The organism is Rhodococcus mengyinensis, assembly GCF_048381435.1.
Lineage (GTDB): Bacteria > Actinomycetota > Actinomycetes > Mycobacteriales > Mycobacteriaceae > Rhodococcus_F > Rhodococcus_F opacus_D.
In genome coordinates this window covers 50,287-74,119 of the sequence record NZ_JBLWIT010000054.1, presented here as the reverse complement: position 1 = coordinate 74,119, position 23,833 = coordinate 50,287, and the positions used below count along the sequence as shown (strand labels likewise).

General features: G+C 67.0%; 22 protein-coding genes. 15 read left to right on the top strand and 7 right to left on the bottom strand.

Features of this window, described 5'->3' with window-relative positions; translation table 11 throughout:
- Positions 1–51 precede the first annotated feature (51 nt).
- Positions 52–1,221 carry an IS30 family transposase gene (locus tag ACNJ7E_RS10830; protein ID WP_418339463.1) on the top strand — a complete coding sequence of 390 codons (1,170 nt, stop codon included), beginning with the start codon at positions 52–54 and terminating at the stop codon, positions 1,219–1,221.
- A gap of 36 nt (positions 1,222–1,257) precedes the next feature.
- Here ACNJ7E_RS10830 and ACNJ7E_RS10825 read toward each other — a convergent pair whose 3' ends face one another.
- Positions 1,258–2,433 carry a cytochrome P450 gene (locus tag ACNJ7E_RS10825; protein ID WP_418339818.1) on the bottom strand — a complete coding sequence of 392 codons (1,176 nt, stop codon included), beginning with the start codon at positions 2,431–2,433 and terminating at the stop codon, positions 1,258–1,260.
- Positions 2,434–2,574: 141 nt separating this feature from the next.
- Here ACNJ7E_RS10825 and ACNJ7E_RS10820 point away from each other — a divergent pair, with 141 nt between their 5' ends.
- The 3 genes from ACNJ7E_RS10820 to ACNJ7E_RS10810 all read left to right on the top strand — a co-directional run bounded on the left by ACNJ7E_RS10820 (position 2,575) and on the right by ACNJ7E_RS10810 (position 6,337).
- Positions 2,575–3,426: an SDR family oxidoreductase gene (locus tag ACNJ7E_RS10820; RefSeq protein ID WP_418339817.1), complete on the top strand. Its 852-nt coding sequence runs from the start codon at positions 2,575–2,577 to the stop codon at positions 3,424–3,426.
- Positions 3,423–4,151: an acetoacetate decarboxylase family protein gene (locus tag ACNJ7E_RS10815; protein WP_418339816.1), complete on the top strand. Its 729-nt coding sequence runs from the start codon at positions 3,423–3,425 to the stop codon at positions 4,149–4,151. Before ACNJ7E_RS10820 ends, ACNJ7E_RS10815 begins: the two co-directional genes overlap by 4 nt.
- A 155-nt stretch (positions 4,152–4,306) precedes the next feature.
- The gene (locus ACNJ7E_RS10810) at positions 4,307–6,337 is read left to right on the top strand and encodes a neutral/alkaline ceramidase (RefSeq protein WP_418339815.1); all 2,031 of its coding nucleotides are present in this window, start codon (positions 4,307–4,309) and stop codon (positions 6,335–6,337) included.
- Positions 6,338–6,354: 17 nt separating this feature from the next.
- Here ACNJ7E_RS10810 and ACNJ7E_RS10805 read toward each other — a convergent pair whose 3' ends face one another.
- Positions 6,355–7,254: a LysR family transcriptional regulator gene (locus tag ACNJ7E_RS10805; RefSeq protein WP_280778959.1), complete on the bottom strand. Its 900-nt coding sequence runs from the start codon at positions 7,252–7,254 to the stop codon at positions 6,355–6,357.
- 110 nt (positions 7,255–7,364) lie between these two features.
- On the opposite strand from ACNJ7E_RS10805, the gene ACNJ7E_RS10800 reads away from it, so the two are divergent.
- From ACNJ7E_RS10800 to ACNJ7E_RS10765, 8 genes are all read left to right on the top strand, one after another.
- Entirely contained in the window at positions 7,365–8,846 is a 1,482-nt protein-coding gene (locus ACNJ7E_RS10800) for an aldehyde dehydrogenase family protein (protein WP_418339814.1), read from the top strand.
- The gene (locus tag ACNJ7E_RS10795) at positions 8,843–10,561 is read left to right on the top strand and encodes a hypothetical protein (RefSeq protein WP_418339813.1); all 1,719 of its coding nucleotides are present in this window, start codon (positions 8,843–8,845) and stop codon (positions 10,559–10,561) included. Before ACNJ7E_RS10800 ends, ACNJ7E_RS10795 begins: the two co-directional genes overlap by 4 nt.
- Positions 10,561–11,565 (top strand): membrane dipeptidase, encoded by a 1,005-nt coding sequence (locus ACNJ7E_RS10790; RefSeq protein ID WP_280778962.1) that lies wholly within the window; start codon positions 10,561–10,563, stop codon positions 11,563–11,565. The genes ACNJ7E_RS10795 and ACNJ7E_RS10790 overlap by 1 nt, the downstream gene beginning before the upstream one ends.
- Entirely contained in the window at positions 11,562–12,302 is a 741-nt protein-coding gene (locus ACNJ7E_RS10785) for a hypothetical protein (RefSeq protein WP_418339812.1), read from the top strand. The genes ACNJ7E_RS10790 and ACNJ7E_RS10785 overlap by 4 nt, the downstream gene beginning before the upstream one ends.
- Positions 12,295–12,699 carry a RidA family protein gene (locus ACNJ7E_RS10780; RefSeq protein WP_280778965.1) on the top strand — a complete coding sequence of 135 codons (405 nt, stop codon included), beginning with the start codon at positions 12,295–12,297 and terminating at the stop codon, positions 12,697–12,699. The genes ACNJ7E_RS10785 and ACNJ7E_RS10780 overlap by 8 nt, the downstream gene beginning before the upstream one ends.
- Positions 12,700–12,809: 110 nt before the next feature.
- Positions 12,810–14,150 carry an MFS transporter gene (locus ACNJ7E_RS10775; RefSeq protein WP_280778967.1) on the top strand — a complete coding sequence of 447 codons (1,341 nt, stop codon included), beginning with the start codon at positions 12,810–12,812 and terminating at the stop codon, positions 14,148–14,150.
- 252 nt (positions 14,151–14,402) lie between these two features.
- On the top strand, positions 14,403–15,251 hold the full coding sequence (locus ACNJ7E_RS10770) for an ACT domain-containing protein (protein WP_418339811.1): 849 nt from the start codon (positions 14,403–14,405) through the stop codon (positions 15,249–15,251).
- 52 nt (positions 15,252–15,303) lie between these two features.
- Positions 15,304–16,275 (top strand): YVTN family beta-propeller repeat protein, encoded by a 972-nt coding sequence (locus ACNJ7E_RS10765; protein ID WP_418339819.1) that lies wholly within the window; start codon positions 15,304–15,306, stop codon positions 16,273–16,275.
- Between the two features lie 2 nt (positions 16,276–16,277).
- On the opposite strand, the gene ACNJ7E_RS10760 is transcribed toward ACNJ7E_RS10765, so the two are convergent.
- Positions 16,278–17,477 (bottom strand): MFS transporter, encoded by a 1,200-nt coding sequence (locus ACNJ7E_RS10760; protein WP_418339810.1) that lies wholly within the window; start codon positions 17,475–17,477, stop codon positions 16,278–16,280.
- A 155-nt stretch (positions 17,478–17,632) separates the two neighbouring features.
- On the opposite strand from ACNJ7E_RS10760, the gene ACNJ7E_RS10755 reads away from it, so the two are divergent.
- Positions 17,633–18,076 carry a MarR family winged helix-turn-helix transcriptional regulator gene (locus tag ACNJ7E_RS10755; protein WP_009477657.1) on the top strand — a complete coding sequence of 148 codons (444 nt, stop codon included), beginning with the start codon at positions 17,633–17,635 and terminating at the stop codon, positions 18,074–18,076.
- A 41-nt stretch (positions 18,077–18,117) separates the two neighbouring features.
- Here the strand turns inward: ACNJ7E_RS10755 and thpD are convergent, their stop codons facing one another.
- Genes thpD through ACNJ7E_RS10735 form a run of 4 tightly spaced genes read right to left on the bottom strand, consistent with a single transcriptional unit; the run spans position 18,118 to position 21,248 of the window.
- Positions 18,118–19,032 carry an ectoine hydroxylase gene (thpD, locus tag ACNJ7E_RS10750; protein ID WP_418339809.1) on the bottom strand — a complete coding sequence of 305 codons (915 nt, stop codon included), beginning with the start codon at positions 19,030–19,032 and terminating at the stop codon, positions 18,118–18,120.
- Positions 19,033–19,068: 36 nt separating this feature from the next.
- Positions 19,069–19,746: a GntR family transcriptional regulator gene (locus ACNJ7E_RS10745; protein WP_037241885.1), complete on the bottom strand. Its 678-nt coding sequence runs from the start codon at positions 19,744–19,746 to the stop codon at positions 19,069–19,071.
- Positions 19,733–20,473, bottom strand: a complete 741-nt coding sequence (locus ACNJ7E_RS10740; RefSeq protein ID WP_011596947.1) for a maleate cis-trans isomerase family protein — start codon at positions 20,471–20,473, stop codon at positions 19,733–19,735. The genes ACNJ7E_RS10745 and ACNJ7E_RS10740 overlap by 14 nt, the downstream gene beginning before the upstream one ends.
- A 34-nt stretch (positions 20,474–20,507) precedes the next feature.
- Positions 20,508–21,248 (bottom strand): maleate cis-trans isomerase family protein, encoded by a 741-nt coding sequence (locus ACNJ7E_RS10735; RefSeq protein ID WP_489686828.1) that lies wholly within the window; start codon positions 21,246–21,248, stop codon positions 20,508–20,510.
- An 83-nt stretch (positions 21,249–21,331) separates the two neighbouring features.
- Here ACNJ7E_RS10735 and ACNJ7E_RS10730 point away from each other — a divergent pair, with 83 nt between their 5' ends.
- Together ACNJ7E_RS10730 and ACNJ7E_RS10725 are read left to right on the top strand one after the other, a co-directional pair.
- A complete protein-coding gene (locus ACNJ7E_RS10730; protein WP_418339807.1) occupies positions 21,332–22,306 on the top strand; it encodes a D-2-hydroxyacid dehydrogenase in 975 nt (324 codons plus the stop codon).
- A gap of 36 nt (positions 22,307–22,342) precedes the next feature.
- The gene (locus ACNJ7E_RS10725) at positions 22,343–23,713 is read left to right on the top strand and encodes an amidase (protein WP_105416794.1); all 1,371 of its coding nucleotides are present in this window, start codon (positions 22,343–22,345) and stop codon (positions 23,711–23,713) included.
- Positions 23,714–23,833 lie beyond the last annotated feature (120 nt).

The following is a 23,833-nucleotide window of genomic DNA, read 5'->3' as shown; positions in this document are numbered from 1 at the left end:
GGCGTATTCAGTCGGTCGACGCAACATCCCTGGTAAGGAAGGGTGTTGTGGATGGTGTTCAAGGGGCGGCCGCCGATCGAGCGGCGAGTGCGGGAGCAGTTCTGGGAGTGTTTGCGGGCGGGGCAGGACACGGTCAGCGCGGCGTGTGAGGTGCAGGTCTCGCTGACCCAGATGCGGCGGTGGCTGGTGCAGGTCGGTGGAGTGCGTCCCCGCCGACCTGTTCCCCCGTCGGGGCGGTATCTGTCGCTGTCCGAGCGGGAGCAGATCGACGAATTCCGCCGGGACGGGTGGACGATCCGGGCGATCGCCCACGCACTGGGCCGCAGCCCGTCCACGATCAGCCGGGAACTGCGGCGGGCGTTGTCCTCTCGCGGGAAGTATCTGGCCTCACGGGCCCAACGGGACGCCGAGGCCCGCGCCCGGCGCCCCAAGACCGCCAAGCTCGCCGCCCACGCCGAGTTGCGGGAGCAGGTGCAGGGGTGGCTGGGTGAGGACTTGTCACCGCAGCAGATCTCGCACAAGCTCAGGCGGGAGTATCCGAGCCGGCCGGAGATGTGGGTGTCACACGAATCGATCTATCAGGCGTTGTTCGTCCAGTCCCGGGGAGCGTTGACGCGGGAGCTGACCGCCCATCTGCGGACCGGCCGCTACCTGCGTAAACACCGAAGCACGGTCGGTGAGCGGCGGGGGAAGTTCCCGGACATGGTGATGATTTCCGAGCGTCCCGCCGAGGTCGAGGACCGGGCGGTGCCCGGGCACTGGGAGGGCGATCTGATCATCGGGGCGAACAACAAGTCGGCGATCGGGACGTTGGTGGAGCGGTCGACCCGGTTCGTGATGCTGTTGCACCTGCCGGATGGGCATTCCGCCGAGCAGGTGCGGTCGGCGATGACCCGCAAGATCACCGAGCTTCCCCAGCACCTTGCCAAGTCGATCACCTGGGATCAGGGTGCGGAGATGAGTCAGCACGCCCGGTTCACTGTCGAGACGGGGGTGCCGGTGTATTTCTGTGATCCGCGTTCGCCGTGGCAGCGCGGGACGAACGAGAACACAAACGGCTTGCTGCGCCAGTACTTCCCCAAGGGGATCGCGTTGGACGGGTTCGAAGAGGTCTACCTCGACGTGGTGGCCGATAAACTCAATCGTCGTCCCCGTATGACGCTCGACTGGGACAGTCCAGCCGAGCGTCTCGGGAAACTCGTTGTTGCGACGGCCGCTTGAAAACGCCAACCAAAAAGGCGCACGGGCGCGGAGCGCCTAGAGCTTCACCGGCATCTCCTCGAGCCCGGACACGAAGTTGGCGGGACGACGCCGCAGTGGGCCGTCGTCGACGAGCACCATGTCCGGCAGCCGCGACAGCAGTTGCTCGAACATGATCTTCGCTTCGAGCCGGGCGAGTTGGTTGCCGAGGCAGAAGTGGGTGCCGAAACCGAATGCGACGTGCGGGTTCGGCGACCGTTCGATGTCGAACACCTCGGGATGCTCGAACACCGCCTCATCGAAGTTGGCGGATTCGAACAGCAGCATCATCTTCTCGCCCTCGCGCAGGTCGGTCCCGAAGAATTCGACGTCGCGGGTGACGGTGCGGCACATGTTCTTGATCGGCGACGACCAGCGCAGCATCTCCTCGACCGCCGCCGGGATGCAGTCGGGATCGTCCACGAGCCGCTGTTGCTGGTCGGGGTGCCGCAGCAGTTGTTCCATGCCGCCGCTGAGAACGTGCCGGGTGGTCTCGTCGCCGCCGATCAGGATCAGCAGGGTTTCGCCGACGATGTCCGGGTCGCTGAGCCGGTGACCGTCGATCTCGCTGTGCACGAGGATGCTGGTGAGGTCGTCCGTCGGATTCTGCCGCCGCTCCGCGATGGTGCGGAGCGTGAATTCGTTGAATGCCAGGTACGCGTTGGCCTGGGCCTGGAGTTCCTCCGGGGTGGCGTTGCTGCCGAGGGCGTTCATCAGGTCGTCGGACCAGTGCAGGAACGTGTCGCGTTCCTCGGGCCGCACGCCGAGCATGTCGCCGACGACGGCCATGGGGAGCGGCGCGGCCAGGTCGCGCACGAAGTCCACGTCATCCTTGTCGCACGCGGCGTCGATGAGGTGATCGCAGATCTCCCGGATCCGGTCGATCTTCGCTTCCACCTGCTTACGGGTGAAGCCGGCGTTGACGAGGCGACGGTGTTGCAGGTGCTGCGGGTCATCCATGTCGATCATCTGCGGCAGCGGGCCCACCCCGGGGCGGATTCCGCCCGCGTTCGAGAACAACTCCGGGTCGCGTTCGGCCGCCAGGACGGCCTCGTACGACGCGGCGCCGAGAATTCCGTCCGCGCGATACACCGGTTCGTGGGCGCGCATCCATGCGTAGGCCTCCCGCGGGTCGCCGAGTTCGCCCGAGTAGAACCGTCCGTCGATCAGATCGAAATCCGGCCTGTTCGTCATCGAGGTACTCCTCCGCATTGAATCCCGCCGATCGTGCCCCGATAATAGAACGTGTTCCTACTATGACGCAGTGGTATAGCGGCAAGTTTCACAGATCCTCGGCTCGATAATTGACACGAGTTCTATTACCTGGAGGTGTACGTGGTTACCAACGACGGCAGCAGCGGGCTCGCGAAGACGTCCGTACTCGTCACCGGCGGCGGCAGTGGCATCGGACTGGGCGTCGCCACCGCCCTGGCGGCCGAGGGCGTCCACGTCATGATCTGCGGTCGCAACGAGGAGAAACTGGTACGCGCAGCGGAGCAGATCACCGCCGGTGATCCCGCGGGGACCGTCGACACGGTCACCGCCGACGTCACGAACGAGGACGACATCATCCGCGCGGTCGCCACAGCGGCCGGGCGCACCGGGCAGCTCGACGGCGTCGTCACGTGCGCAGGCGGGAACGAAACGGTGGGACCCGTGACCCAACTCGACGTGGACGCGTGGCGGCGGACCGTGGACCTGAACGTCACCGGCACCATGCTGACGATCAAGCATTCCGCGCGGGCGCTCGTCGCCGGGGGCGGCGGTTCCATCGTCACAATCTCCTCGATCGCGAGCAGCAACACGCACCGCTGGTTCGGCGCATACGGTCCGTCCAAGGCAGGTGTCGACAACCTGACGCAACTCGCCGCCGACGAACTCGGGGCGAGCAACGTCCGCGTCAACTGCATCCGCCCCGGACTGACCCGCACCGACCTCGTCGCGCTCATCACCGACGGCGGACCCGTCCTGGACGACTACCTGGCCAACACCCCGATCGCACGGGTCGGCGAGGTCACCGACATCGCCGCGCTCGCCAAGTTCCTCCTCGGCCCCGACTCCACCTGGATCACGGGGCAGATCATCAACGTCGACGGCGGCCAGATGTTGCGTCGCGGACCCGACTTCACGTCGATGTTCGAGCCCATGTTCGGCGCCGACGGTCTGCGCGGAGTGGTCGCGCCGTGACGTCGCATCAGGTTCTCGGCAAGCAGGTCGACATGCCCGTGGAGATCCGGGCCGCGTCGGCGTTCATGGCGATGTATTCGGTGCCGACCGCCGCCGCCCAGTCGCTGATCGACTACACCGGCCTCGAGATCCTGCAGTTCCGGCCGGGACGTGGCATCTGCGTCCTCGTGTTCGTCGACTACGTGGACGGCGACCTCGGACCGTACAACGAATTCGGGGTGGCGTTCCTCGTCCGGGACCACCGGGCCGACAGCACCTCGGTCCCCCGGGACCTGAAGGCGCTGGCCCGGGGCCGGGCGGGTGCGCTGATTCATCAGCTGCCCGTCGACGGCGACTTCACTCTGGCCGCCGGCCGCGGCATCTGGGGCTTCCCGAAGTTCCTGGCCGATTTCGATGTCGACCACACCGGTTCCGTCAGGCGCGGTTCGGTGAGCGAGGGCGGCCGGCTGATCGCCCAGTTGAGCGTCAAACCGGGTATTACGGTGCCGGGTTCGGGCGCAGGCACGTCGCTCGCCGCCTATTCGCACCTCGACGGGCTCACCCGGTTCACCACTTGGGACATGAACCCGACCGGGATCCGCTCCCGGCCCGGAGGCGCGGAGCTGAAACTGGGCAGCCACCCAATCGCGGACGAACTGCGGTCGCTGAGACTTCCGAAACGGGCGCTCGTCACGTCCTCGATCCCCGAATTGAAGATGACGTTCGGGGACGCGCAGCCGATCTGACCGCACGTGAGTGGCGAAGTGTGCGCGGGCACACTTCGCCACTCACGTGGGGGTTGCGCCGATTACCGAACTGGGGTCCAATACCGGCGACGCTTCTGGACGCTTGACCAATTCGTGGCGCCCCAGAGGGACGACCGCCGAAAGGACGATCGATAGTGCAGATCAGACGACGCAGCGTGCTCGCGGGGGCGGCCCTGACTCCGGCGCTCGCCACGCTCGGCTCCGGGACGGCGGCCGCTAATCCCGACCAGAACTCCGAATTCCTCGTCGGCGTCGGCATTTCCGACGCCACCGGGCCGGTCGCCGACGTCGGGATGATGGGGTACTCCAGCTTCGAGCAGCGCGCCGAGGGACTGCATCAGCGGACCCGTGCGCGGGCGTTCGTGTTCGCCGAGTCCGGCCGGCAGCGCGTGGTCTACGTGTGCGTCGACGTGTGCATGATCTTCCAGTCCGTGCACGACGCCGTGCTGGCTCGGCTCGCGGAACTCCACGGCGACCTGTACACCGAGCGGAACGTCATGCTCACGGCGGTGCACTCCCACGCGGCGTGCGGCGGCGCGTCCCACGACTACGCCTACAACCTCGCCGTGCTCGGCCACAACCGTCAGGTGTTCGACGCCGAGGTCGGTGGCATCGTCGAGGCGATCACCGCCGCGCACGATTCGCTCGCCCCCGGTTCGGTGTCGTACGGCCGCAGCGAACTCACCGATGCCAGCGTCAACCGTTCGCGGATCGCCTTCGACCGCAACCCCGCCGAGGACCGGGACTACTATCCCCTGGGTATCGACACGTCGATGCGGGTCCTGCGAATCACGCAGGGCGGCAGAGATGTCGGGGCGATCAACTGGTTCCCGACCCACGGTGCTTCGCTCACCAACACGAACCATCTGATTTCCGGTGACAACAAGGGCGCGGCCGCCTACTTCTGGGAACACGACCACGAGGGTGTCCGTTACCTCGACGACCAGAAGCCTCATTTCGTCGCCGCGTTCCCGCAGACGAACACCGGCGACATGTCCCCCAACCTCGACCTCCGGCCCGGCCACGGACCCACCGACGACGAGTTCGAGAACACCCGCATCATCGGGCAGCGGCAGGTCGCGGCCGCACGCACGGCGTGGGAGTCGGCGTCGGAGACCCTCACCGGCGGTGTGGACAGCCGAATCATGTACCTCGACATGGCGAATCAGGAGGTCGGCGGCGAATTCACCCCCGACGGCCGCACCTACCGGACGTCCCCCGCGTGTGTCGGGGCCGCCATGAGCGCGGGCAGCACCGAGGACGGTCCGGCCATCCCGATCTTCCCGGAAGGCACCACCAACCCGCTCGTCGACGCACTCGGCGGGATGGACGCGCCGATCCCGCAGTGGCTGCAGGACGCGCAAGCACCGAAACTCGTGCTCGTGGCCGTCGGTCTGCTGCCACCCGACGGGTGGGTTCCGCACGTGCTGAAGATTCAGATCCTCCGCATCGGTGACGTGTATGTCGTGGGCGGCCCGGCGGAATTCACGATCGTGTCCGGGCTGCGGATCCGCCGCACCGTCGCCGACAGACTCGGTGTGCCGCTGGAGAACGTGATCTTCCAGGGTTACGCGAACTCGTACGCGAGTTACTGCACCACCCCGCAGGAGTACGACGCGCAGCAGTACGAGGGCGGCTCGACACTCTTCGGCCGCTACACGCTGCCCGCGTACCAGCAGGGATTCGCGGCGCTCGCCGACGCTGTGCGCACCGGCAGCGACATTCCCCGCGGCCCGGCGCCCCGTGACCTGTCGCAGTTCCAGCCGTACATCGGTCCGGGCGTCGACCGCGACGAACCACCGGCAGGCCGCGTCTTCGGCGACGTACTGACCCAACCCGCCGCGAAAGTGTCTGCGGGCGAACAGATCACGGTCGAGTTCGTCACCGGCCACCCCCGGAACGACCCGCGCCGGCGTGGCACGTTTCTCGAGATCCAGCGCCGGGGCGGCGACGGCTGGGTGCGTCACGCCGACGACGGCGACTGGTCGACCAAGTACCGCTGGACGCGCACCGGGCCGAACCAGTCGGTCGCGCGCATCACATGGGACGTCCCGGCCGGAACACCCGCCGGGCGCTACCGCGTGCAGCACTTCGGCAACAGCCGCGACGCGGCAGGCACGATCACCGCGTTCACCGGGACGTCGAACGAATTCGAGGTCGGGTAGCCGCCGAACTGCGAGCACTACCGGGTTTCGTCCGTCAGGTCGAGGGACGATGCGACGTCGAGGAAGTGCCGGATCGCCGGGACCTGTTGCCTGTCGGCGCGATACGCGACCGAGACGGTCGAGGCCGCCTGCGGATCCGCGAGCGCAACGTACCGCAGGTCCGGTAGGTGCAAGGCCCTGAGACTGGCGGGGACGATGGTGACGCCGGTGTTCGCGGCGACCAACCCGAGAAGGGTGGGAAACTGCAGCGCCTCCTGGGCGGCTTCCAACCGGAATCCCGCGTGATGGCACAGAGCGGCGATGTGGTCGTAGAGCCGCGAAACCTGGCCTCGCGGAAAGGTGAGGAACCGTTCGTCGCGCAATTCGACGAGCCGCACCGACGTCCGGTTCGCGAAGGGATGCGACGAGTGCATCGCGACCAGCAGCGGCTCACGGGTCAGCGGTCGCACGACGATGCCCTCCGCGCGGTCGACTTCACGCACCAATCCGATGTCGAGAATTCCGTCGGCGATCCCGGACAGCTGACGGTCGGTCGTCGACTCGGACAGTTCGACCTGGACGCCGGGCCACGCCTTCTGGAGGGCGAGCACCGTGGCGGGGACGATCCTCAACGCCGCGGAACTGACGAAGCCGATGCGGAGCAGCCCGACCTCACCGTGCGCGACCTGCTCCACTGCCGCCAGCGCATGATCGGCTTCCGCGAGGACGCGGCGGCCCTCGTCGAGGAGCACCCGACCCGCGTCGGTCAGCTCGACCCGCCGCGTGGTTCTCTCGAACAGGGTGGTTCGCAGTTCCTTCTCGAACTTGCTGATCTGCTGGCTGAGCGCCGGCTGTGCGATGTGCAGGCGTTCCGCAGCGCGCCTGAAGTTCATTTCCTCGGCCACCGTGACGAAGTATCGAAGCTGCCGCAGTTCCACGCGATTGATACTTGCAACTTATCAGTCGGTTGACAATAGGTACTTCTGCACGGTGAGTGCCCCGCCTAGCGTTGAGGGCACCGAATTACCATGCCTTCGAGGAGTCAGCAGTGCAGCACCACATCACCGCACCGGACACGGACAACTTTCTACGCCACCTGATCGGCGGTGACTGGGTGGACGGCCAAGGTCCGGTCACCACGACGACGAACCCGTCCGACGAGACCACCGTCGCCGAATACCACCAAGCCGACACCCGTCTCCTCGATGCAGCGGTCTCCGCTGCAGTGTCGGCTCGGCGGGACTGGGACGACCGCGGGATCATCGCCCGCGGACTGGTCCTTCGCCGGGCCTCCGAGATCCTGGCCGAGCGCGCGGACGCGATCGCGGAGCTGATGACCCGAGAGCAGGGCAAGACCCTCCCCGAATCGCGCGCCGAAGTCGGGGCCACCGTCGAGACCCTCTACTACCACGCAGCGCAGGCCAGGAACCCCGACGGCGCCACCTACCCTTCTTCTCATCCCGACGAGGTGATTCGGACGGTCCGCCGGCCGCTCGGCGTGGTTGCCGCCATCACCCCGTGGAACTTCCCGCTCCAGATCCCGGCCTGGAAGCTCGCACCTGCACTGCTCTGGGGCAACACCGTTGTCTGGAAACCCGCGAGCGACACGGTTGCGACAGCCGCGGCCTTCGCCGAAGTCCTTGCCGCAGCGGGTGTCCCGGCGGGTGTCCTCAACATGATCCTGGGTCCCGGTCCGATCGGCGCCGAACTGGTTGCCCGGGAGGAGATCTCCGGAGTCACCTTCACCGGATCGGTCCCGGTGGGCAGGTCGATCCAGGCTGCCGCCGTGCCCCGCGGCGCGAAGGTCCAGATGGAACTCGGCGGCCACAACGCGGCAATCGTGCTCCCCGACGTCGATCCGCACGACGCAGCAGCCGTGTTGATCGCCGGTGCCATGGGAAGCACCGGTCAGAAATGTACGGCGACGAGAAGGATCATCGCGGTCGGCGACGCCTACGACGCACTCGTTCCCGAACTCGTCGCCCGCGTCGAGGAACTGGCGGTCGGCGACGGACTGGCACCGGAGTCGCAGATCGGCCCGCTCGTCTCGCCCCGCGCGGCGAAGGAGGTGACGGCCGCGGTCGACCAGGCGCTGTCCGAGGGCGCCGAATTGCTGGCGCGTGCACCACTCCCCACGTCGGGTGCCGCGTTCGTCGCCCCCACTCTGCTCGCCGGCAGCACCGAATTGACCATCTGCCGAGAGGAGGTGTTCGGACCGGTGACCACGATCTTGCGTGCGAAAGACCTCGACGAGGCCATCACCGTCGCGAACGCAACGCCCTTCGGCCTCACCGCCGCGGTGTTCACCTGTGACGAGCGCTCCGTTCGTCGCTGCATTCGTGACCTCGACGCGGGACTGATCAAAGTCAATGCCCCCAACACCGGGTCCGAACTCCACGCTCCCTTCGGCGGACTCAAGGACTCGTCCTTCCCCGCTCCTCGTGAGCAGAATGCGGCAACCAGTGCCGAGTTCTTCACGTGGAGCAAGATTGCCTACGCCCGCATCGGAACTCCGAGGAGTGACGCATGAGGCCCACCGACACGCTCCGCCGGACTCAGACCCTGGCGCGGTCGCCGGAGCAGGTCCTGGACCCGGCCGACATGGGAGCGGCACGCTACACCCGCCACAGCTTCGCCCGGTCCTTCCTCCGAACGGCGGCCGCGCAGAACTGGCGGGTGGAACGCGAGCGGTGGGATGTCGACGGCGCCGGCCGCGGCGAGATCGTGTACCGCGTCGTCATCGGTTCATACGAGGTGCGATTCGTCGTATTCTCGACGACCCTCACCGAGAGTGATCGAACCGATCGTGTCATCGCGAAGGCCTGGGACGTCACCGGCGCCCTGATCGAGGGACCGCTGACCGAGAGCCGATCGAACGCATTGCGTGTGCAGGTACCACGTCAGGAAGAAGGCCGGGCGGACGACGGCACTCTCATCTGGACGCGGGCAAACCGCAGCGCCCGGTTCTTCGACTACGTCGTCGACCGCCTCTCCGAGGGCACTCAACCGGACATCACGACCATGGGCGATGCCGCTTATATCCTGCGGAGTACCGCGTTCTACAGCAACGGAAAGTTCGGGCTCGCAGATTTCGATCGGCTCGATGCCGATCATCCCCTGAGGCTGCCCTACCGGGCGCACATGCTGACCGCCTGGTTGTTGCGCGAGCTCAGCTACGACCTCGTCGAGCACTGTGCCCGCGCCCGAAACCCTCTGTCGGCGCAGCTGTCCGGAGACTGGCGACGCTACCTCGGGCTCGGCAACGCAACGGGTCTCGGCATGGTGCCTTACGTGATCAACCACCCGCACGTGCTCGACGCCTGGTGTGCCACGCGGGAACTCCCGCTCGCTCACGCCCTGGCGCAGGCGACCACACCCGCCGATCGGCGCATCGACACTGCCGGTGACCTGCTCGAGCGAGCCACACTCTATTTCCGCGAACGCGCAGACCTGGCGACCGCGCCCTTCGTCCCGTGCGGCGAACTCTCGTCCCGACTCGAACCACTCCGGGCCATGCTGGCCGAGTACATCGACAGCGGGACGATCGGCGGGGAGGCAACGACCCACGCGTGGCGGACGCTCCACGAGCACGCGGCCGCAATCGGTCCCGAGGCCCGCGCCGTCGTGGACAGCGTGATCGTCGAGGTACACCCTCAACTCGACGCCGAGGTCGAGGAGTTGCTGTGCTGCGATCAGCGGCAGGACGTCGATCCCGCGCAGACCTGCTCCCAGTTGCGCTCCGCCCTCCGAGGGCGCTACGGGTGGGTGCGGCGCTTCGACTTCGACGATCCCGACGAGCTGGCCCACTTCTGGTTCTCCTCGGAGAACAACGAGGAGCCGCGTCGCGGACGCAGGGGCATCGATCCCGGCGAGAATGTCGAGCATCCGATCGACGTCGCCCGGTCCGTCGCCTCTCTGGACCGCGATCTCGCGGCGGCACATGACGAAGCGTCCGTCGCCGCCTTTCTCGTCGAGCATCCTTGGCACCGCGGCATCGTCGCCCGCGTACAGACACTCGCCGACGTTCCGTATTCGGAAGCACACGACAACCTGCTTGCCGAGAAGTTCCTTCCCCTGAATCTGCAGCGATTCCAACTGGCGATGTACGGGATGGAGAACTACAGCCCGCAATCGACCGACTGGCTCCGCGTGACCCTCTACTCGGGAGCCCCACGGGCCGACGACGTCGCCGCCGGAGTCGACGACGACTGGATCTTCACCCGCAAGCCGCGAAAGGATTCCTAGTGCACACGCTCACACACTCCGACCTGCTGGTGGTGGACGGACTTCAGATCAACAACTGGGATCGGAAAGTCCTCGAGGAACTCCGCGCCGGTGGCGTCACGGGCGTGAACGCCACCTGCGCGGTGTGGGACGGGCCGACCGACACCCTCGGCGCCGTCGCGCAGTGGTATCAACTCGCCGCGGACAACAAGGACATCGTCACGCTCGCGGAGACGTCCGAAGACATTCGCACGGCGAAGCGGGACAACCGGATCGCCGTACTCCTCGGGTTCCAGAACTCCTCGCCGTTCGGGGACGACTACCGGATGGTGGAGATCTTCCATCGCCTGGGTGTTCGTGTCGCGCAACTCACCTACAACATTCAGAATCTGGCGGGCGGCGCCTGCTACGACGAGCACGACTCGGGTCTCACCGCGTTCGGACGAATCATGGTCGCCGAGATGAACCGGGTAGGGATGCTCGTCGATCTCTCCCACGTCGGCAACCGCACCTGCCTGGATGCGATCGACGCATCCGAAAAGCCCGTCGCGATTACCCATTCGAACCCGACGTGGTTCGTCGACAGCCCCCGCAACAAGCCGGACGAGGTCATCGACGCGCTGGCCGCCCGCGGCGGCGTGATCGGTTGCTGCCTCTACCCCAACGTTCTCGGCGGCGAGGCCACCTCCAGTTCCGACTTCGCGGTCATGGTCGCGCGACTCGTGGACCAGATCGGACCCGACCACGTCGCGATCGGGAGTGACTGCACCCGAAACTGGTCGGAGGACTACGTCGCGTGGCTGCGCAACGGCCGCTGGCGACCGCCCAGCCAGAATCCGGTCGAACCCGAGTGGCCGATGTGGCCGAACTGGTTCTCGGGCCCGTCCGACTTCCCGGTTCTCACCGAGTGCCTGCAGGACGTCGGACTCGACGACGGGACCATCGCGAAGATTCTCGGGGAGAACTGGCTGCGGATCTTCGACGAAGTCTTCCCCGGCCTGCACGAGACACAGGAACGCCGATGACCGACATGCTCACCTACACATCCGAGCACGACGCACTCCCGGCCGTGGGCGACCGAATCAGGTTGGCGGTACGTGAGGTTCGCGAGACCGCTTTCCGCGCACTGTATGCGGCCGGGGTCAGCGCGGGCGAGGCCGGCGCCGCGGCCGACACGGTGACGGCGATGCAACTGCACGCGCGAACCGGGATCGACACACTGCTGGACACGCTGGACCGGCTCGATTCGACGAACAGTCCCACCGGTGTGACGCTGTCGAGAAATTCCGCTGTCGACGTCGTCGACCACTCGGCCCGGAGCGGCCTGCTGTCCGGACCTCTGGCGGTCGACCTCGCGCTTGTGCAATCACGCCCGGTTCTGCTGTCAGAAATCGACGACCACGAGGCAGCCGACTGGTACGCCCTCCGCGCCGCGTCCCGGTCCGGCACGACGCTGTGGCTGGTCACTCTGAATGATCGTGGGTGCCAGACGAACGCGACGGTCGTGACCGCGGCCGGCGACATGTACCGCGACGTCGCCCTCACGACCGCGTTCGAATGCGGCGCAGAAACCGACAGAAGCACGCTCGTCTGGACCGCACCCTTCGCCGCGGACGCGTCCCGTCCCGTCCACACCGCCGCCGAACGGGAGACGCGATACCGCCACGCCGTCTCCTACGGCCTCTTCGTCGACACGGCGAAGTGGTCGCGGGCGTACGCGCTCGGCAGGCGATTCCTCGTCCCGGAGGCAAACCATGACTGACCATCGTGAACTCGTCGCTCATCCACGCGGCACCGAACGACCGTACTCGAGAGCCGCGGTATTCGCCGGCACCATCTGGGCGTGCGGGCAGATCCCCACCACCGCGGACGGCGAGACCCCGGCCGCGATCGGAGAGCAGGTCAGGGTCGCACTCGACAATCTGGAAGCGACGCTCCTGGCTTCGGGTGGCGGACTGCACACGCTCCTGAAGACCACGGTGTATCTGGCCGATCTGTCGGAGTTCGACGACTACAACGCCGCGTATCTCGATCGGCTGGAAGGGATTCCGCTACCGCCACGCACGACCGTGGAGGTCGCGCGCTTCCGCGGCAGCAAGCGAATCGAAATCGACGCCGTCGCGGCCGTCGACCACCGAATTGATAAGCACGGAGCATGAATTGGTAGGAGATTGGTAATTCCGCGCCGCCGATTCACTTCTTAATGTGGCAGCAACCACATCACGTGGGGACCGACCCTCAAGCCCACACCCCCGATGGGATTCCTCAGATGAACCTCGACACCACCGTCACCGCCCGATCGGGCGTCACACTGGACAGCGCCAGGCTCAACGGCTTTCACGCCAGGCTCGCCCTCTTCTCCTCGGGCGGACCTTTTCTCGACGGCTACATCCTCAGCATCATCGGCATCGCGATGGTTCAGATCCAGGCGCAATGGGACATGAGCGCGCTCTGGGCGGGCCTCATCGGGTCTTCGGCTCTCATCGGCGTCTTCCTCGGTGGTGCCGTGTTCGGCGCAGTGACCGATCGGATCGGCCGAAAGTTGATGTACACCATCGACCTGATCGTGATCATCGTCTGCTCGGTGCTGCAATTCTTCGCGGCGGACGAAATGCAACTGTTCATACTGCGCTTGATCATCGGTATCGCGGTCGGCGCCGATTACCCCATCGCCACCGCCCTGGTGACGGAGTTCGCGCCGAAGGCGTGGCGCGCCAAACTCGTCGGCGGACTGAATGCCATGTGGTTCGTGGGCGCTACCACCGCCGCGTTCGTGGGATACCTTCTCCTCAGCCATCCCGATGGCTGGAAGTGGATGCTGCTGTCCTCGGCGGTTCCCGCCACCCTGATCGTGATCGCGCGCACGAGCATCCCCGAGTCGCCGCGCTGGCTTCTCAGCAAGGGGCGTTCCGCGGAGGCACTGACGGTGTTACGTAAGACGATCGGAAACGATGCGACCCTGGACGATCTGCCCGACGAGGAAGGGACCACCTCGATTCGCGGACTGATGCGCGGAGGGTACCTGCAGCGGGTCGTCTTCATTTCGATCTTCTGGACGTGCACGATCGTGACTCTGTTCGCCATCTACGCCTTCGGACCGCAGATCCTCGAACTCTTCAACCTCGGCTCCGGAAATCTGGCCCACATCGGCTACGGGCTGATCAACCTGTTCTTCCTCATCGGCAATGTCGTCGCACTGCTGCTCGTCGATCGACTCGGTCGCCGGCCGATCTTGATCTGGGGGTTCGTGCTCTCCGGTCTCGGATTGCTCTTCCTCGCGATCAAGCCGGATGCCGGCCTGTGGGTGATCGCGTTCGCATTCGCGATCTACGCACTCTTCAACGGCGGGCCCTCCATCCTCGAATGGATCTACCCCAACGAACTGTTCCCCACCGAGGTGCGGGCCACTGCGGTCGGCCTCTGCACGGGGATCAGCCGGATCGGCGCGGCGATCGGCACGTTCGCCACCCCGTGGGCGCTGTCCAACCTCGGACTCTCCGCAACGATGTACATCGCCGCGGGCATTGCCGCGGTGGGAGCACTCGTCAGCTTCCTCATGGCCCCGGAGACCCGGGGAACGGACCTGAGCGACGCCGCCTCACTGCGCTGAGCGCTCCGAATCACGCTGCGCTGAGCGCTCCGAATCGCGCCGCTGCTGCCGGGCGTCTGTCCCCGGCAGCAGCGGCGTCACCATGTCCACGTGCGCATCGGCCACCGCGAAGGGTGCCCCCGATCACACGCGCCGACGCGGTGTCTCGCCCACCACATCGGCGTTGCACCCCAACGCATTTCACGACCATCCGTCACACCACCGACCGTGCGATGAAACTGCCCGGCAATACTTCCGGACGACAGTGGGTGCATGAACGATGCCGAGAGAGAACCCGGAGTTCATGTCAACGCGTGCGAGGCGTGCGGTCGGCTTCCGCACCCCCGCCGTCTCCGTCTGGCGCTTGCGAAACTGTGCGCCGTCTTTCCCGTCGAACTAGTGCTTCATGCCTTGGTCATTCATTTCCACGTCTCCTATCTGATGACCGTCACGGTCCTGACCGTCAGCACCACGGTGCTGGTGATCTGGGTGGTGGAGCCGTCGGCGATGAGACTGCTGGGTGGCTGGCTGCACGGTCCGCCCGACGGCAGGCACGGCCATCTCTCGACCGGACAGTCACTCTGGCGTATCCGTGTCCGGGTGAGCGACCAACCGGGACAGCTCGAGTCGCTGGCGCGCAACCTCGCGAAGCTGGACGCCAACATCCTGACCGTGCACGTCCATCACCTGGACGGCGGTTCGCTCGACGAGTTGATCGTCGGGGCGGGCCGGGAGACGTCACCGGAGGCGCTGTCGCATGCCGTCCGGGCCGGGGGCGGCCGCAGTGTGGGCATCTGGCCGGCTTCGGCGCTCGCGCTCATCGACGGCCAGACGAAGGCGCTGACGTTGGCGTCGCGGGTGGCGGCCGATCCGTCCGAACTGCCCCTGTCGATCGCAGAGCTGCTCGGCGCCCAGTATGTCGATTCGCTCGTGAGCGACCATCCGACCACGGCGTCGTCGGTCGCGATCCCGTCGGGCGAGGGTGAGCCGCTCGTCTTCGTGCGGCCGGTGGACGAGCCGTTCACGCCGGCCGAGATCGCCCGCGCTCGTCGCCTCAGCGAGCTGGCGCAGCGAACCCGCGAGACCGCGAACTCGGGGGGACTCGCCGACCCTGCCACGTGATCTTGCGGACATCCCCGACGAACGCCTGGGTGCGGGAGACACTACGACGGTGATGTTCGCCCGCACTTCGACTGTCCTGACGATCGGCGTCGCCACGCTCGGCCTCCTGGCCACCACCGCCGGTGCGGCGCCGACGTACGCCGTCACCGCCAACGTTCCCGTCGGGCAGACGCCGATGCAGGTGGCGGTCGCACCCAGCGGCGCCGTCACATACGCCACGAACTCCGGGGCCAACAGCGTGTCCGTCATCGACACCGCAACGAACGCCGTCACCGCCACCGTCCCGGTCGGCGGCGGACCCACCGGAATCGCCGTCACCCCGAACGGTGCGCGGGTGTTCGTCGTGAATACCGCCGACCGGAGCGTGTCCGTGATCGACACCGCCACCAACACCGTGGCCGCCACGATCCCGGTCGGCGAATTCGCCTTGGCGGTCGCGGTATCCGCAGACGGGGCCCACGCCTACGTCACCAACGGCGTCGAGAGCACCGTCTCCGTGATCGACACCGCCACGAACGCGGTGACCGCCACGGTTCCGGTCGGCGCCTTCCCCATCCAGCTCGCGACCAACGGCACGCACGTGTACGTCACCAACTCCTCCGACAACACGGTGACGGTGATCGACACGGCCACGACGAGTGTCGTCGACACGATTCCCGTCGCCTCCCACCCCAGTGCCGTGACGGCCACGAACGACCGGGCCTACGTGCGGAGCGGCGCGGAAATGTCGGTGATCGACGCGACCACCAACACGGTGACCGCCACGTTCGGCGTCGACGGGACGATGGGCGGTGCCGCGGTGACCGCGGACGGACACACGCTGTACGTCGTCGACTCCGAGGGCGGCGCCGTCACGGTGTTCGATCCGGGCACCAACGCCGAGGTGACGTCGCTCGCCGTCGGCGACAGTGCCGGTGGCGTCGCGGTCTCCGCCGACGGCGCGAAGGCCTACGCCACCAGCCAGAACGACAACACGATCGCCACCCTCACGCGCGCACCGGGCGACGCGACGCCGCCGCGCTGACACTAGACCGACACCACCGCCGGATCCTCCTCCACCGACTGATCTTTCGACCGCCGGTCGACTGCGGTGGCGAGGACGAGAACGGCGAGCGCACCGACGGTCAGCGCGGCACCCATCCAGATCGGGGACGTGAAGCCGAGTCCCGCGGCGATGGTGATGCCGCCGAGCCAGGCCCCGAGTGCATTGCCCACGTTGAAGGCGGCGATGTTCGCGCCGGACGCCATCGTCGGCGCCTGTGCCGCGTAGTTCATGATCCGCATCTGCAGCCCGGGGACGGTCGCGAAACCGAAGGCGCCCATGAAGAACAGGGCCACGATCGTCATCGGCTTGCTCCCCGCGGTGAGCGCGAACACGACGAGCACGACGGTGAGCACGGCGAGGATCGTGATCAGCGTGCGGGCGAGTGCCTTGTCGGCGGCACGGCCACCGAGGACGTTGCCGACGAACAGACCGCCGCCGAAGAGCACGAGGAGCCACGGGACGCTGGTCGACGCGAATCCGCCGACCTCGGTGAGGGTGAACGCGATGTATGTGAACGCCCCGAACATGCCGCCGAATCCGAGGATGGTGACGGCGATCGAGAACCACACCTGCGGAGACCGGAACGCCCGCAGTTCGGTGCGCAGACCGGCGGATTCCGGTGCGTCCGCCGGACGGGACACGGACGGCACCAGCGTTGCGATGCCGATCAGCGCCACGACGCCGATGACGGTGATGGCCCAGAACGTGGAGCGCCAGCCGAACTGCTGACCGAGGAACGTGCCGAACGGGACACCGAGAACGTTGGCGATGGTCAGTCCAGCGAACATCGTCGCGATCGCGCCTGCCCGCTTGCTCGCGGGCACGAGGTCGGCGGCGAGGACCGAGCCGATGCCGAAGAACGCGCCGTGGCACAGGGCTGCGAGGACGCGTCCGCCCATCATGACCTCGTACGTCGGGGCCAGCGCCGACAGCAGATTGCCGCCGATGAACAGCACCATCAGCGCCTGGAGCACACGTTTGCGGTCGAAGCGGGTGACGGCTGCGGTGATGACGATCGCCCCGATGGCGACGGAGAGGGCGTAGCCGGAGATGAGGTAGCCGGCCACCGACTCGCTTACCTGGAAATCGGCCGACACCTCCGGCAGCAATCCCATGATGACGAATTCGGTGAGACCGATCCCGAAGCCGCCCATTGCGAGGGCGAGCAGACCCAGTGGCATTGCAGCCACTCCTTTCGTACAGACTGGGAGATAAGAGCGCTAGCTCGAATACCGCGTCTGCATTGGTTGCAGGCGCGCCATAAATAGTTGCACACGCCTGATATGTGCGCAAGCTGGTATTCTGGCCTGACAGTCGTATCCACAGGAGGTGGGCAATGGCAGTCGCCGACGACGCCGTCGAGATCCGGTCGCAGGGATGGCGCACGCTCGCGGCCCTGCACGGGCTGCTCGAGGCGGAGCTCGAGCGCGCCCTACAGCGCGGGCACGATCTCTCGGTGGTCGAGTACACGGTGCTCGACGCCCTCAGCCGTCAGGACGGCTGGCACATGCGCATGGCGCAACTCGCCCGCGCGGCGGCGCTGAGCAGCAGCGCCACCACCAGGCTGGTGAACCGTCTGGAGAACCGCGGACTGCTCACCCGCATTCTGTGCGACGACGACCGCCGCGGCATCTACACCGAGCTCACACCGGCCGGGCGGGCGGCGCTGGACGAGGCCCGTCCCACCCACGACGCCACACTGGAAGCGGCGCTCGACCGGGCCGCCGACATTCCCGAGCTCGCCCACCTCGCCCGAGCCCTGCACGAGGTCCCCGCATAGGTGAGTGGCAAGGCGTGCCGGAGCACTCCTTGCCACTCACGTCAGGACAGCGGAGTGAAGTCGCGTGACGCGATGTACTCCGGCCGCGGACGCGCCGCGGCGAACGGCTCGACGAGGGTGTTCTCGACGCTGTTGAACACGAGGAACAGGTTCGACCGCGGGTAGGGCGTGATGTTGTTCCCCGACCCGTGCATGAGGTTCGAGTCGAACCACAGCGCGGTTCCTGCGGCACCGGTGAACTGGTCGATCCCGAACTCCGCCGCCATCCGCGTCACGTCCTCCCGACGCGGAACCCCGACCTCTTGCGAGACGAGGGACGACGTGTAGTTGTCGTCGGGGGTGGCGCCGACGCACTGGACGAATCGCTTGTGCGAACCGGGCATCACCATCAACGACCCGTTGAACGGGTAGTTCTCGGTGAGCGTGATCGAGCAGCTGACGGCCCGTGGGACGGGAAGACCGTCCTCGGCGTGCCAGGTCTCGAAGTCCGAGTGCCAGTAGAAACCGGTGCCCTTGAAACCGGGCATCGAGTTGATCCGGCTCTGATGGATGTAGACGTCGGAGCCGAGGAGTTGTCGCGCGCGGTCGAGGATCCTGCCGTCGCGGATCAGCTCGGCAACCACGTCACAGCGCCGGTGCACGTCGAAGACGGAACGAACCTCGTCGGTGCCGCGTTCGCGGATGACGCGCCCGCTGTCGCGCATCGCGGGGTCCCGGGACAGCCGGTCGAGTTCCTCCCGGCACGACATCACTTCGCTCGCGTTCAGGAAATTGTCGATGATGGTGAAGCCGCGTGACTCGTGTCCGGCGAGAGCCGACGAATCGAACGGCCCGTCGGCGGGTCTGCCCCACACGGCGGGTTCGCTTCGTTGGAGCATCGACGGCTCGGCGGCGATCCGAGTCGGGTAGCGATCGTGGCGGTTGGTGTCTCCCTGAACCTCAGCTACCTGAGTCATTGTCCCTCCTCGGCACTTACCTCTGCTTCTCCGTCGCTACGACGACAGAGTCTTCTGATCGGCGCGGAGCCGCTGGACGGCGTCGTCCAGGTGTTCGGCGAGCAGTTTCTGCACCTCTCCAGCTGTACCCGACCGGATCGCCTCGCGCAGGGTGGCATGTTCCTGCGCCTGCTCGCGGATGTCGTCGTAGGTGGTCTGCAACGCACCCAGGCACATCCGGGTCTCGATCAGCAGCGTCCTCGCCGCCCGAATGAGCCGCGGGCTCTCCGAACTCTCCACCAGGATCTGATGGAACTGCTGGTCGGCGTCCGAGACGGCGGCGGCGTCGCCGCGTTCGGCCGCGGCCTGCATCACGAGCACGGTGGGTTCGAGCGCCAGGTAGGTGGCTTCCCGGCGGCCGTCGTCGAGAATCATCTCGAGCGCCCCGCGCTCGATGACCGAGCGGCTGCGGTACACGTCGACGACGTCGTCGAGGGTCAGTTCCGTCACGAAGATCCCGCGATGACGGATGCTGTGCAGTATGCCCTCGGACACGAGCCTCTGCATGGCTTCGCGCAGCGGCCCGCGCGAGACCTGGAAATGCGCGGCCAGTTCCGCCTCGCCCAGCTGTGCACCCGGTTCGAGCGCACCCTTCATGATGGCGACCCGCAGGCGGTCCGCGATGAATTCGGCAGTCGATTGACGACTGACGGGTTCCAGGTCAGTCAGAGCCATGACTGTGGCCTTTCTCGAACAAGGTTCCTAACGACGGGTGCACCGCCGTGTGGCCCGCAAGACGCAGGCCTTCCCAGATGGTCACCTGGTTTGCCGTGAGGACCGGCTTGCCGAGGCGCTGCTCGAGAGTACTCAGCGCACCCAGCGTCCTCATGGCCGTGTCGGGGATGAGCAGGGCTTCGGCGTCCGGGTGGTCGTTCTCCACCGCGAGTTCCACCACGGATTCCGGGCTGAGCAGACCGACCTCGGCCGCGGTGTCGATTCCCGCACTCGACATCGACAGCACCTCGATACCGGCGGCGGCGAGGAACTCGACGAACAGCTTCGCGACGTCCTCCGGGTAGCTCGCGGCCACCGCGACGCGCGTGATCCCCAGCGCGTGCAGGGCGTGGACGAACGCGAAACTGGTGCTGGACGTGGGCACACCGGTGGCCGCGGCGAGCGTCTCGGCCTGCTGCTTCGCCCCGTCGGGACCGTAGACGAAGCTGCCCGAGGTGCACGCCCACACGACGGCGTCCGGCTTCTCCTCGGCGAGGAGTGCGGCCCCGCCTGCGAGCTTCTCGGGGCTCCCGAGGTCGAGCAGTTCGGGCACGGCGTGCAGGTCGGTGCCGTAGATGTGCACGACCGGCAGATCCACTCCGAGCATCTCCGCGGCGAAGGGGTAGTCGTCCTCGGCGGCGTGATCGGGGTAGATGAATCCCACAGTGGGGGTCGGCGTGCTCGTCATACGTTCTCCTCTTTTCCGTGTCGTGAGGGTGATGTCAGAAGACGTTGCGAAGCCACTTGCCGGGGCCTGTCATGGGGAGTTTCATCCGGCCGAGACAGGCCCAGATCGTGAGCTGGTTGGCGGTGAGGACCGGTTTCCCGAGCTCCTGCTCGAGCGGGGCGATGACGTCGTAGGTCGGCAGATTCGTACAGCTGACGAAGATCGCCTCCGACCTGGGGTCGTCCGCGGCGATGATCCGCTCGGCGATCGTGCGGTAGTTGACCTTCCAGATGCCACCGCCGAGCCCGAGATGATCGGAGCGCACCACCTCGGTGCCCGCCTCGTTCAGGAACGCGTGCAGCCGTTCGGTCAGCGGGGCGTCGTACGGCGTGATCACCGACAGCCTGCTCAGCTCGAGGTGTTCGATCGCCTCGACCAGCGCACCGGACGTGGTGATCGCGTGCTGGGCGCCGGCCTCGCAGATCGCGTCGCACAGGGTTCGCTCGTAGTCGAGGCCCTTGATGAAACTTCCCGACGTGCACAGATAGGCCACGACCTCGGGCTCGACGTGCAGGACGTCGCGCGTCGCCGCCATGAGGTGTCTTCGCTCGGACACGAGTTCGGCCATCTCCAGGCTGACGGGCACGGGTTCGTACGGCGTGCGCGCCAGATGGAGGCTCACCTCGAGGGGAGCCCATCGCCACAGTTCTCGTTCGAGCGCCAGGTCGAACGGGGCGATGATGCCGATTCCCCGTTGCGCGATAGGCCCCTCGAATTCGGGAATGTTCAGTTCCAACACCAGGCCTCACCTTCGTTTCGGCCGCGTCCGAGCATTATCAGATTGTTGACAATCATACGAGTTACTCATACGGTGTCAACGTGAGTCGGAACCCGATCGTCGCGGTGCTACATGCCCACGTCCTGCCGAGCGACGAGCTCATGGCACCCGTCGTGTCCCGTGCCGAAGTTCGCTACACCGGCAAGGCGGGGCTGAGCGACGCCCTCGACGGCGCGGACGTGCTGTTCCTCTACGACTTCCTCACCGACGCGGTGCCGGGAGCCTGGCACGCCGCCGGTTCGCTGCAGTGGCTGCACATCGCCGCGGCGGGCGTCGACCCCGTGATGTTCCCCGAGGCCCGCGACAGCGACGTCACGATCACCAACTCACGGGGCGTGTTCGACGGGGCGATCGCCGAGTACGTGCTCGCCCAGATCCTCTCGTTCGCGAAGGATCTGCCGGGCTCGCTGCGCCTGCAGCAGTCCCACACGTGGCAGCACCGCGAATCCGAGCGGATCGCGGGCCGCACCGCCCTGATCGTCGGCACCGGTCCCATCGGCCGCGCGATCGCACGACTTCTCCGCGCAGCGGGCATGAAGGTCAGCGGGTCGGGCCGCACCGCACGCAACGCCGACCCCGACTTCGGAACGGTTTCCGCAACGGAGGATCTCCCGGAGCAGCTCGCCGTCGCCGATTACGTGATCGCGGTGGCACCGCTCACCGAGCAGACCCGCCACCTGTTCCGCGACTCGACGTTCGCCGCGATGAAGCCGGGAGCCCGGTTCGTGAACGTCGGACGCGGTGAGCTCGTCCGCACCGACGACCTCGTCGCCGCGCTCCGGGCGGGGACGATCGCGGGCGCCGCGCTCGACGTGTTCGACACGGAACCGCTCCCCGCAGGCCATCCACTCTGGGACATGCCGAACGTCTCGATCACGCCCCACAGTTCGGGCGACTTCGCCGGCTGGCGAGATGACCTCGTAACCGTGTTCACCGACAATTTCGAACGCTGGGTTGCGGGGTACCCGCTCGAGAACGTAGTTGACAAGCACCTCGGGTACGTACCGAGCCGATGAAGACAGGGCCCGAACGTCCAGGCTGAAGGAGTTCTCATGAATCCCACCGACATGACCGCCGTCGAACTGGTCACGGCCTACTCGTCCGGAGAACTTTCGCCGGTGGAAGCGACGCAGGCGATGCTCGACGCCATCACCGAGCGTGACCGCACCATCAATTCCTACTGCCTCGTCGACGAGGAGCGCGCCCTCGCGCAGGCCCGGAAGTCCGAGGAGCGCTGGACCACCGGTTACTCCAAGGGGCTGCTCGACGGCGTGCCGATCTCGATCAAGGACATCTTCCTCACCGACGGCTGGCCGACGCTGCGGGGATCACAGGCCGTCGACGAGGACCAGCCGTGGGACGTCGACAGTCCCGTGGCCGCCCGGCTTCGCGAGGACGGGATGGTGTTCCTCGGCAAGACCACGACTCCCGAGATCGCCTGGAAAGCCGTGACCGACAGTGCCCTGTGCGGGATCACCCGAAACCCGGCCGACCCGACCAAGACGGCCGGCGGATCTTCGGGCGGCAGTGCCGCAGCGGTCGCGGCCGGACTCGGTCCCTGCTCCGTCGGCACCGACGGCGGCGGCAGCGTGCGCATCCCCGCCTCGTTCTGCGGCGTCGTCGGTTTCAAACCCACCCACGGTCGGATCCCCCTGTTCCCGGCGAGCCCGTTCGGGCCGCTGGCGCACGCCGGTCCCCTCACCCGCACGGTCGAGGATGCGGCACTGCTGATGGACATCCTGTCGCTGCCCGACCCGCGCGACCCGACGTCGCTCGCGCCGTTCGCGACCACCTTCCGCGGCGAGATCGGCCGCGACGTGGTCGGACTCGGAGTCGCGTACTCCCCCACGCTCGGCTACGTGACCGTCGATCCGGAGGTCCGGGCGATCGTCGACCGAGCCGTGCAGGCCCTCGACGCGGCGGGTCTGCCGGTCACCGCCGCCGACCCCGGCTTCAGCGACCCGATCGAGGCCTTCGAACTGCTGTGGGCAGCCGGCGCCGCGGCCATGCTGAAGAACTTCCCGGAGGGTGCGCGCGACAAGGTCGACCCGGGGCTCGGCAAGGTCTGGGAACGGGGCGAGAAGTTCAGCGCGGTCGACTATCTGGACGCTCGCGCGGTCGCCGCGGACATCGGCATCAGGATGGGCAAATTCCATCTGACGCACAACGTCCTGCTCACCCCCACCGTCCCGATTCCGGCCTTCGAGGCCGGCTACGACGTGCCGCCGGGCAGCGATCTCACGAGCTGGCCGCAGTGGACCCCGTTCACCTACCCGTTCAACCTGACGCAGCAGCCGGCGATCAGCATCCCCGTCGGCCGCACCGCAGCGGGTCTGCCGGTGGGTCTGCAGATCATCGGCCCCCGCCACTCGGACGACCTGGTACTCGCGGTCGCGCGATACGCGGAGCACGTCCTCGGCTAGGTCGGCCGAAAAGCACACGGTTCGCTCGGCATCCGAGGATGATCAGCAGTAGGCCCGGTGCTGTGCGAATGTCTGCTCTGCTGCCGGGTGACAGTTGCCTGACAGGGATTTTCGGGGTCG

Excerpts from the sequence above, each read along its gene's own strand:
- ACNJ7E_RS10760 (WP_418339810.1), bottom strand. The coding sequence starts at position 17,477 with ATGCCACTGGGTCTGCTCGCCCTCGCAATGGGCGGCTTCGGGATCGGT.
- ACNJ7E_RS10740 (WP_011596947.1), bottom strand. The coding sequence starts at position 20,473 with ATGACGAGCACGCCGACCCCCACTGTGGGATTCATCTACCCCGATCAC.
- ACNJ7E_RS10775 (WP_280778967.1), top strand. The coding sequence starts at position 12,810 with ATGAACCTCGACACCACCGTCACCGCCCGATCGGGCGTCACACTGGAC.
- ACNJ7E_RS10765 (WP_418339819.1), top strand. The coding sequence starts at position 15,304 with ATGTTCGCCCGCACTTCGACTGTCCTGACGATCGGCGTCGCCACGCTC.
- ACNJ7E_RS10795 (WP_418339813.1), top strand. The coding sequence starts at position 8,843 with ATGAGGCCCACCGACACGCTCCGCCGGACTCAGACCCTGGCGCGGTCG.
- ACNJ7E_RS10755 (WP_009477657.1), top strand. The coding sequence starts at position 17,633 with ATGGCAGTCGCCGACGACGCCGTCGAGATCCGGTCGCAGGGATGGCGC.
- ACNJ7E_RS10745 (WP_037241885.1), bottom strand. The coding sequence starts at position 19,746 with ATGGCTCTGACTGACCTGGAACCCGTCAGTCGTCAATCGACTGCCGAA.
- ACNJ7E_RS10770 (WP_418339811.1), top strand. The coding sequence starts at position 14,403 with ATGAACGATGCCGAGAGAGAACCCGGAGTTCATGTCAACGCGTGCGAG.
- ACNJ7E_RS10825 (WP_418339818.1), bottom strand. The coding sequence starts at position 2,433 with ATGACGAACAGGCCGGATTTCGATCTGATCGACGGACGGTTCTACTCG.
- ACNJ7E_RS10780 (WP_280778965.1), top strand. The coding sequence starts at position 12,295 with ATGACTGACCATCGTGAACTCGTCGCTCATCCACGCGGCACCGAACGA.
- ACNJ7E_RS10830 (WP_418339463.1), top strand. The coding sequence starts at position 52 with ATGGTGTTCAAGGGGCGGCCGCCGATCGAGCGGCGAGTGCGGGAGCAG.
- ACNJ7E_RS10725 (WP_105416794.1), top strand. The coding sequence starts at position 22,343 with ATGAATCCCACCGACATGACCGCCGTCGAACTGGTCACGGCCTACTCG.
- thpD (WP_418339809.1), bottom strand. The coding sequence starts at position 19,032 with ATGACTCAGGTAGCTGAGGTTCAGGGAGACACCAACCGCCACGATCGC.
- ACNJ7E_RS10785 (WP_418339812.1), top strand. The coding sequence starts at position 11,562 with ATGACCGACATGCTCACCTACACATCCGAGCACGACGCACTCCCGGCC.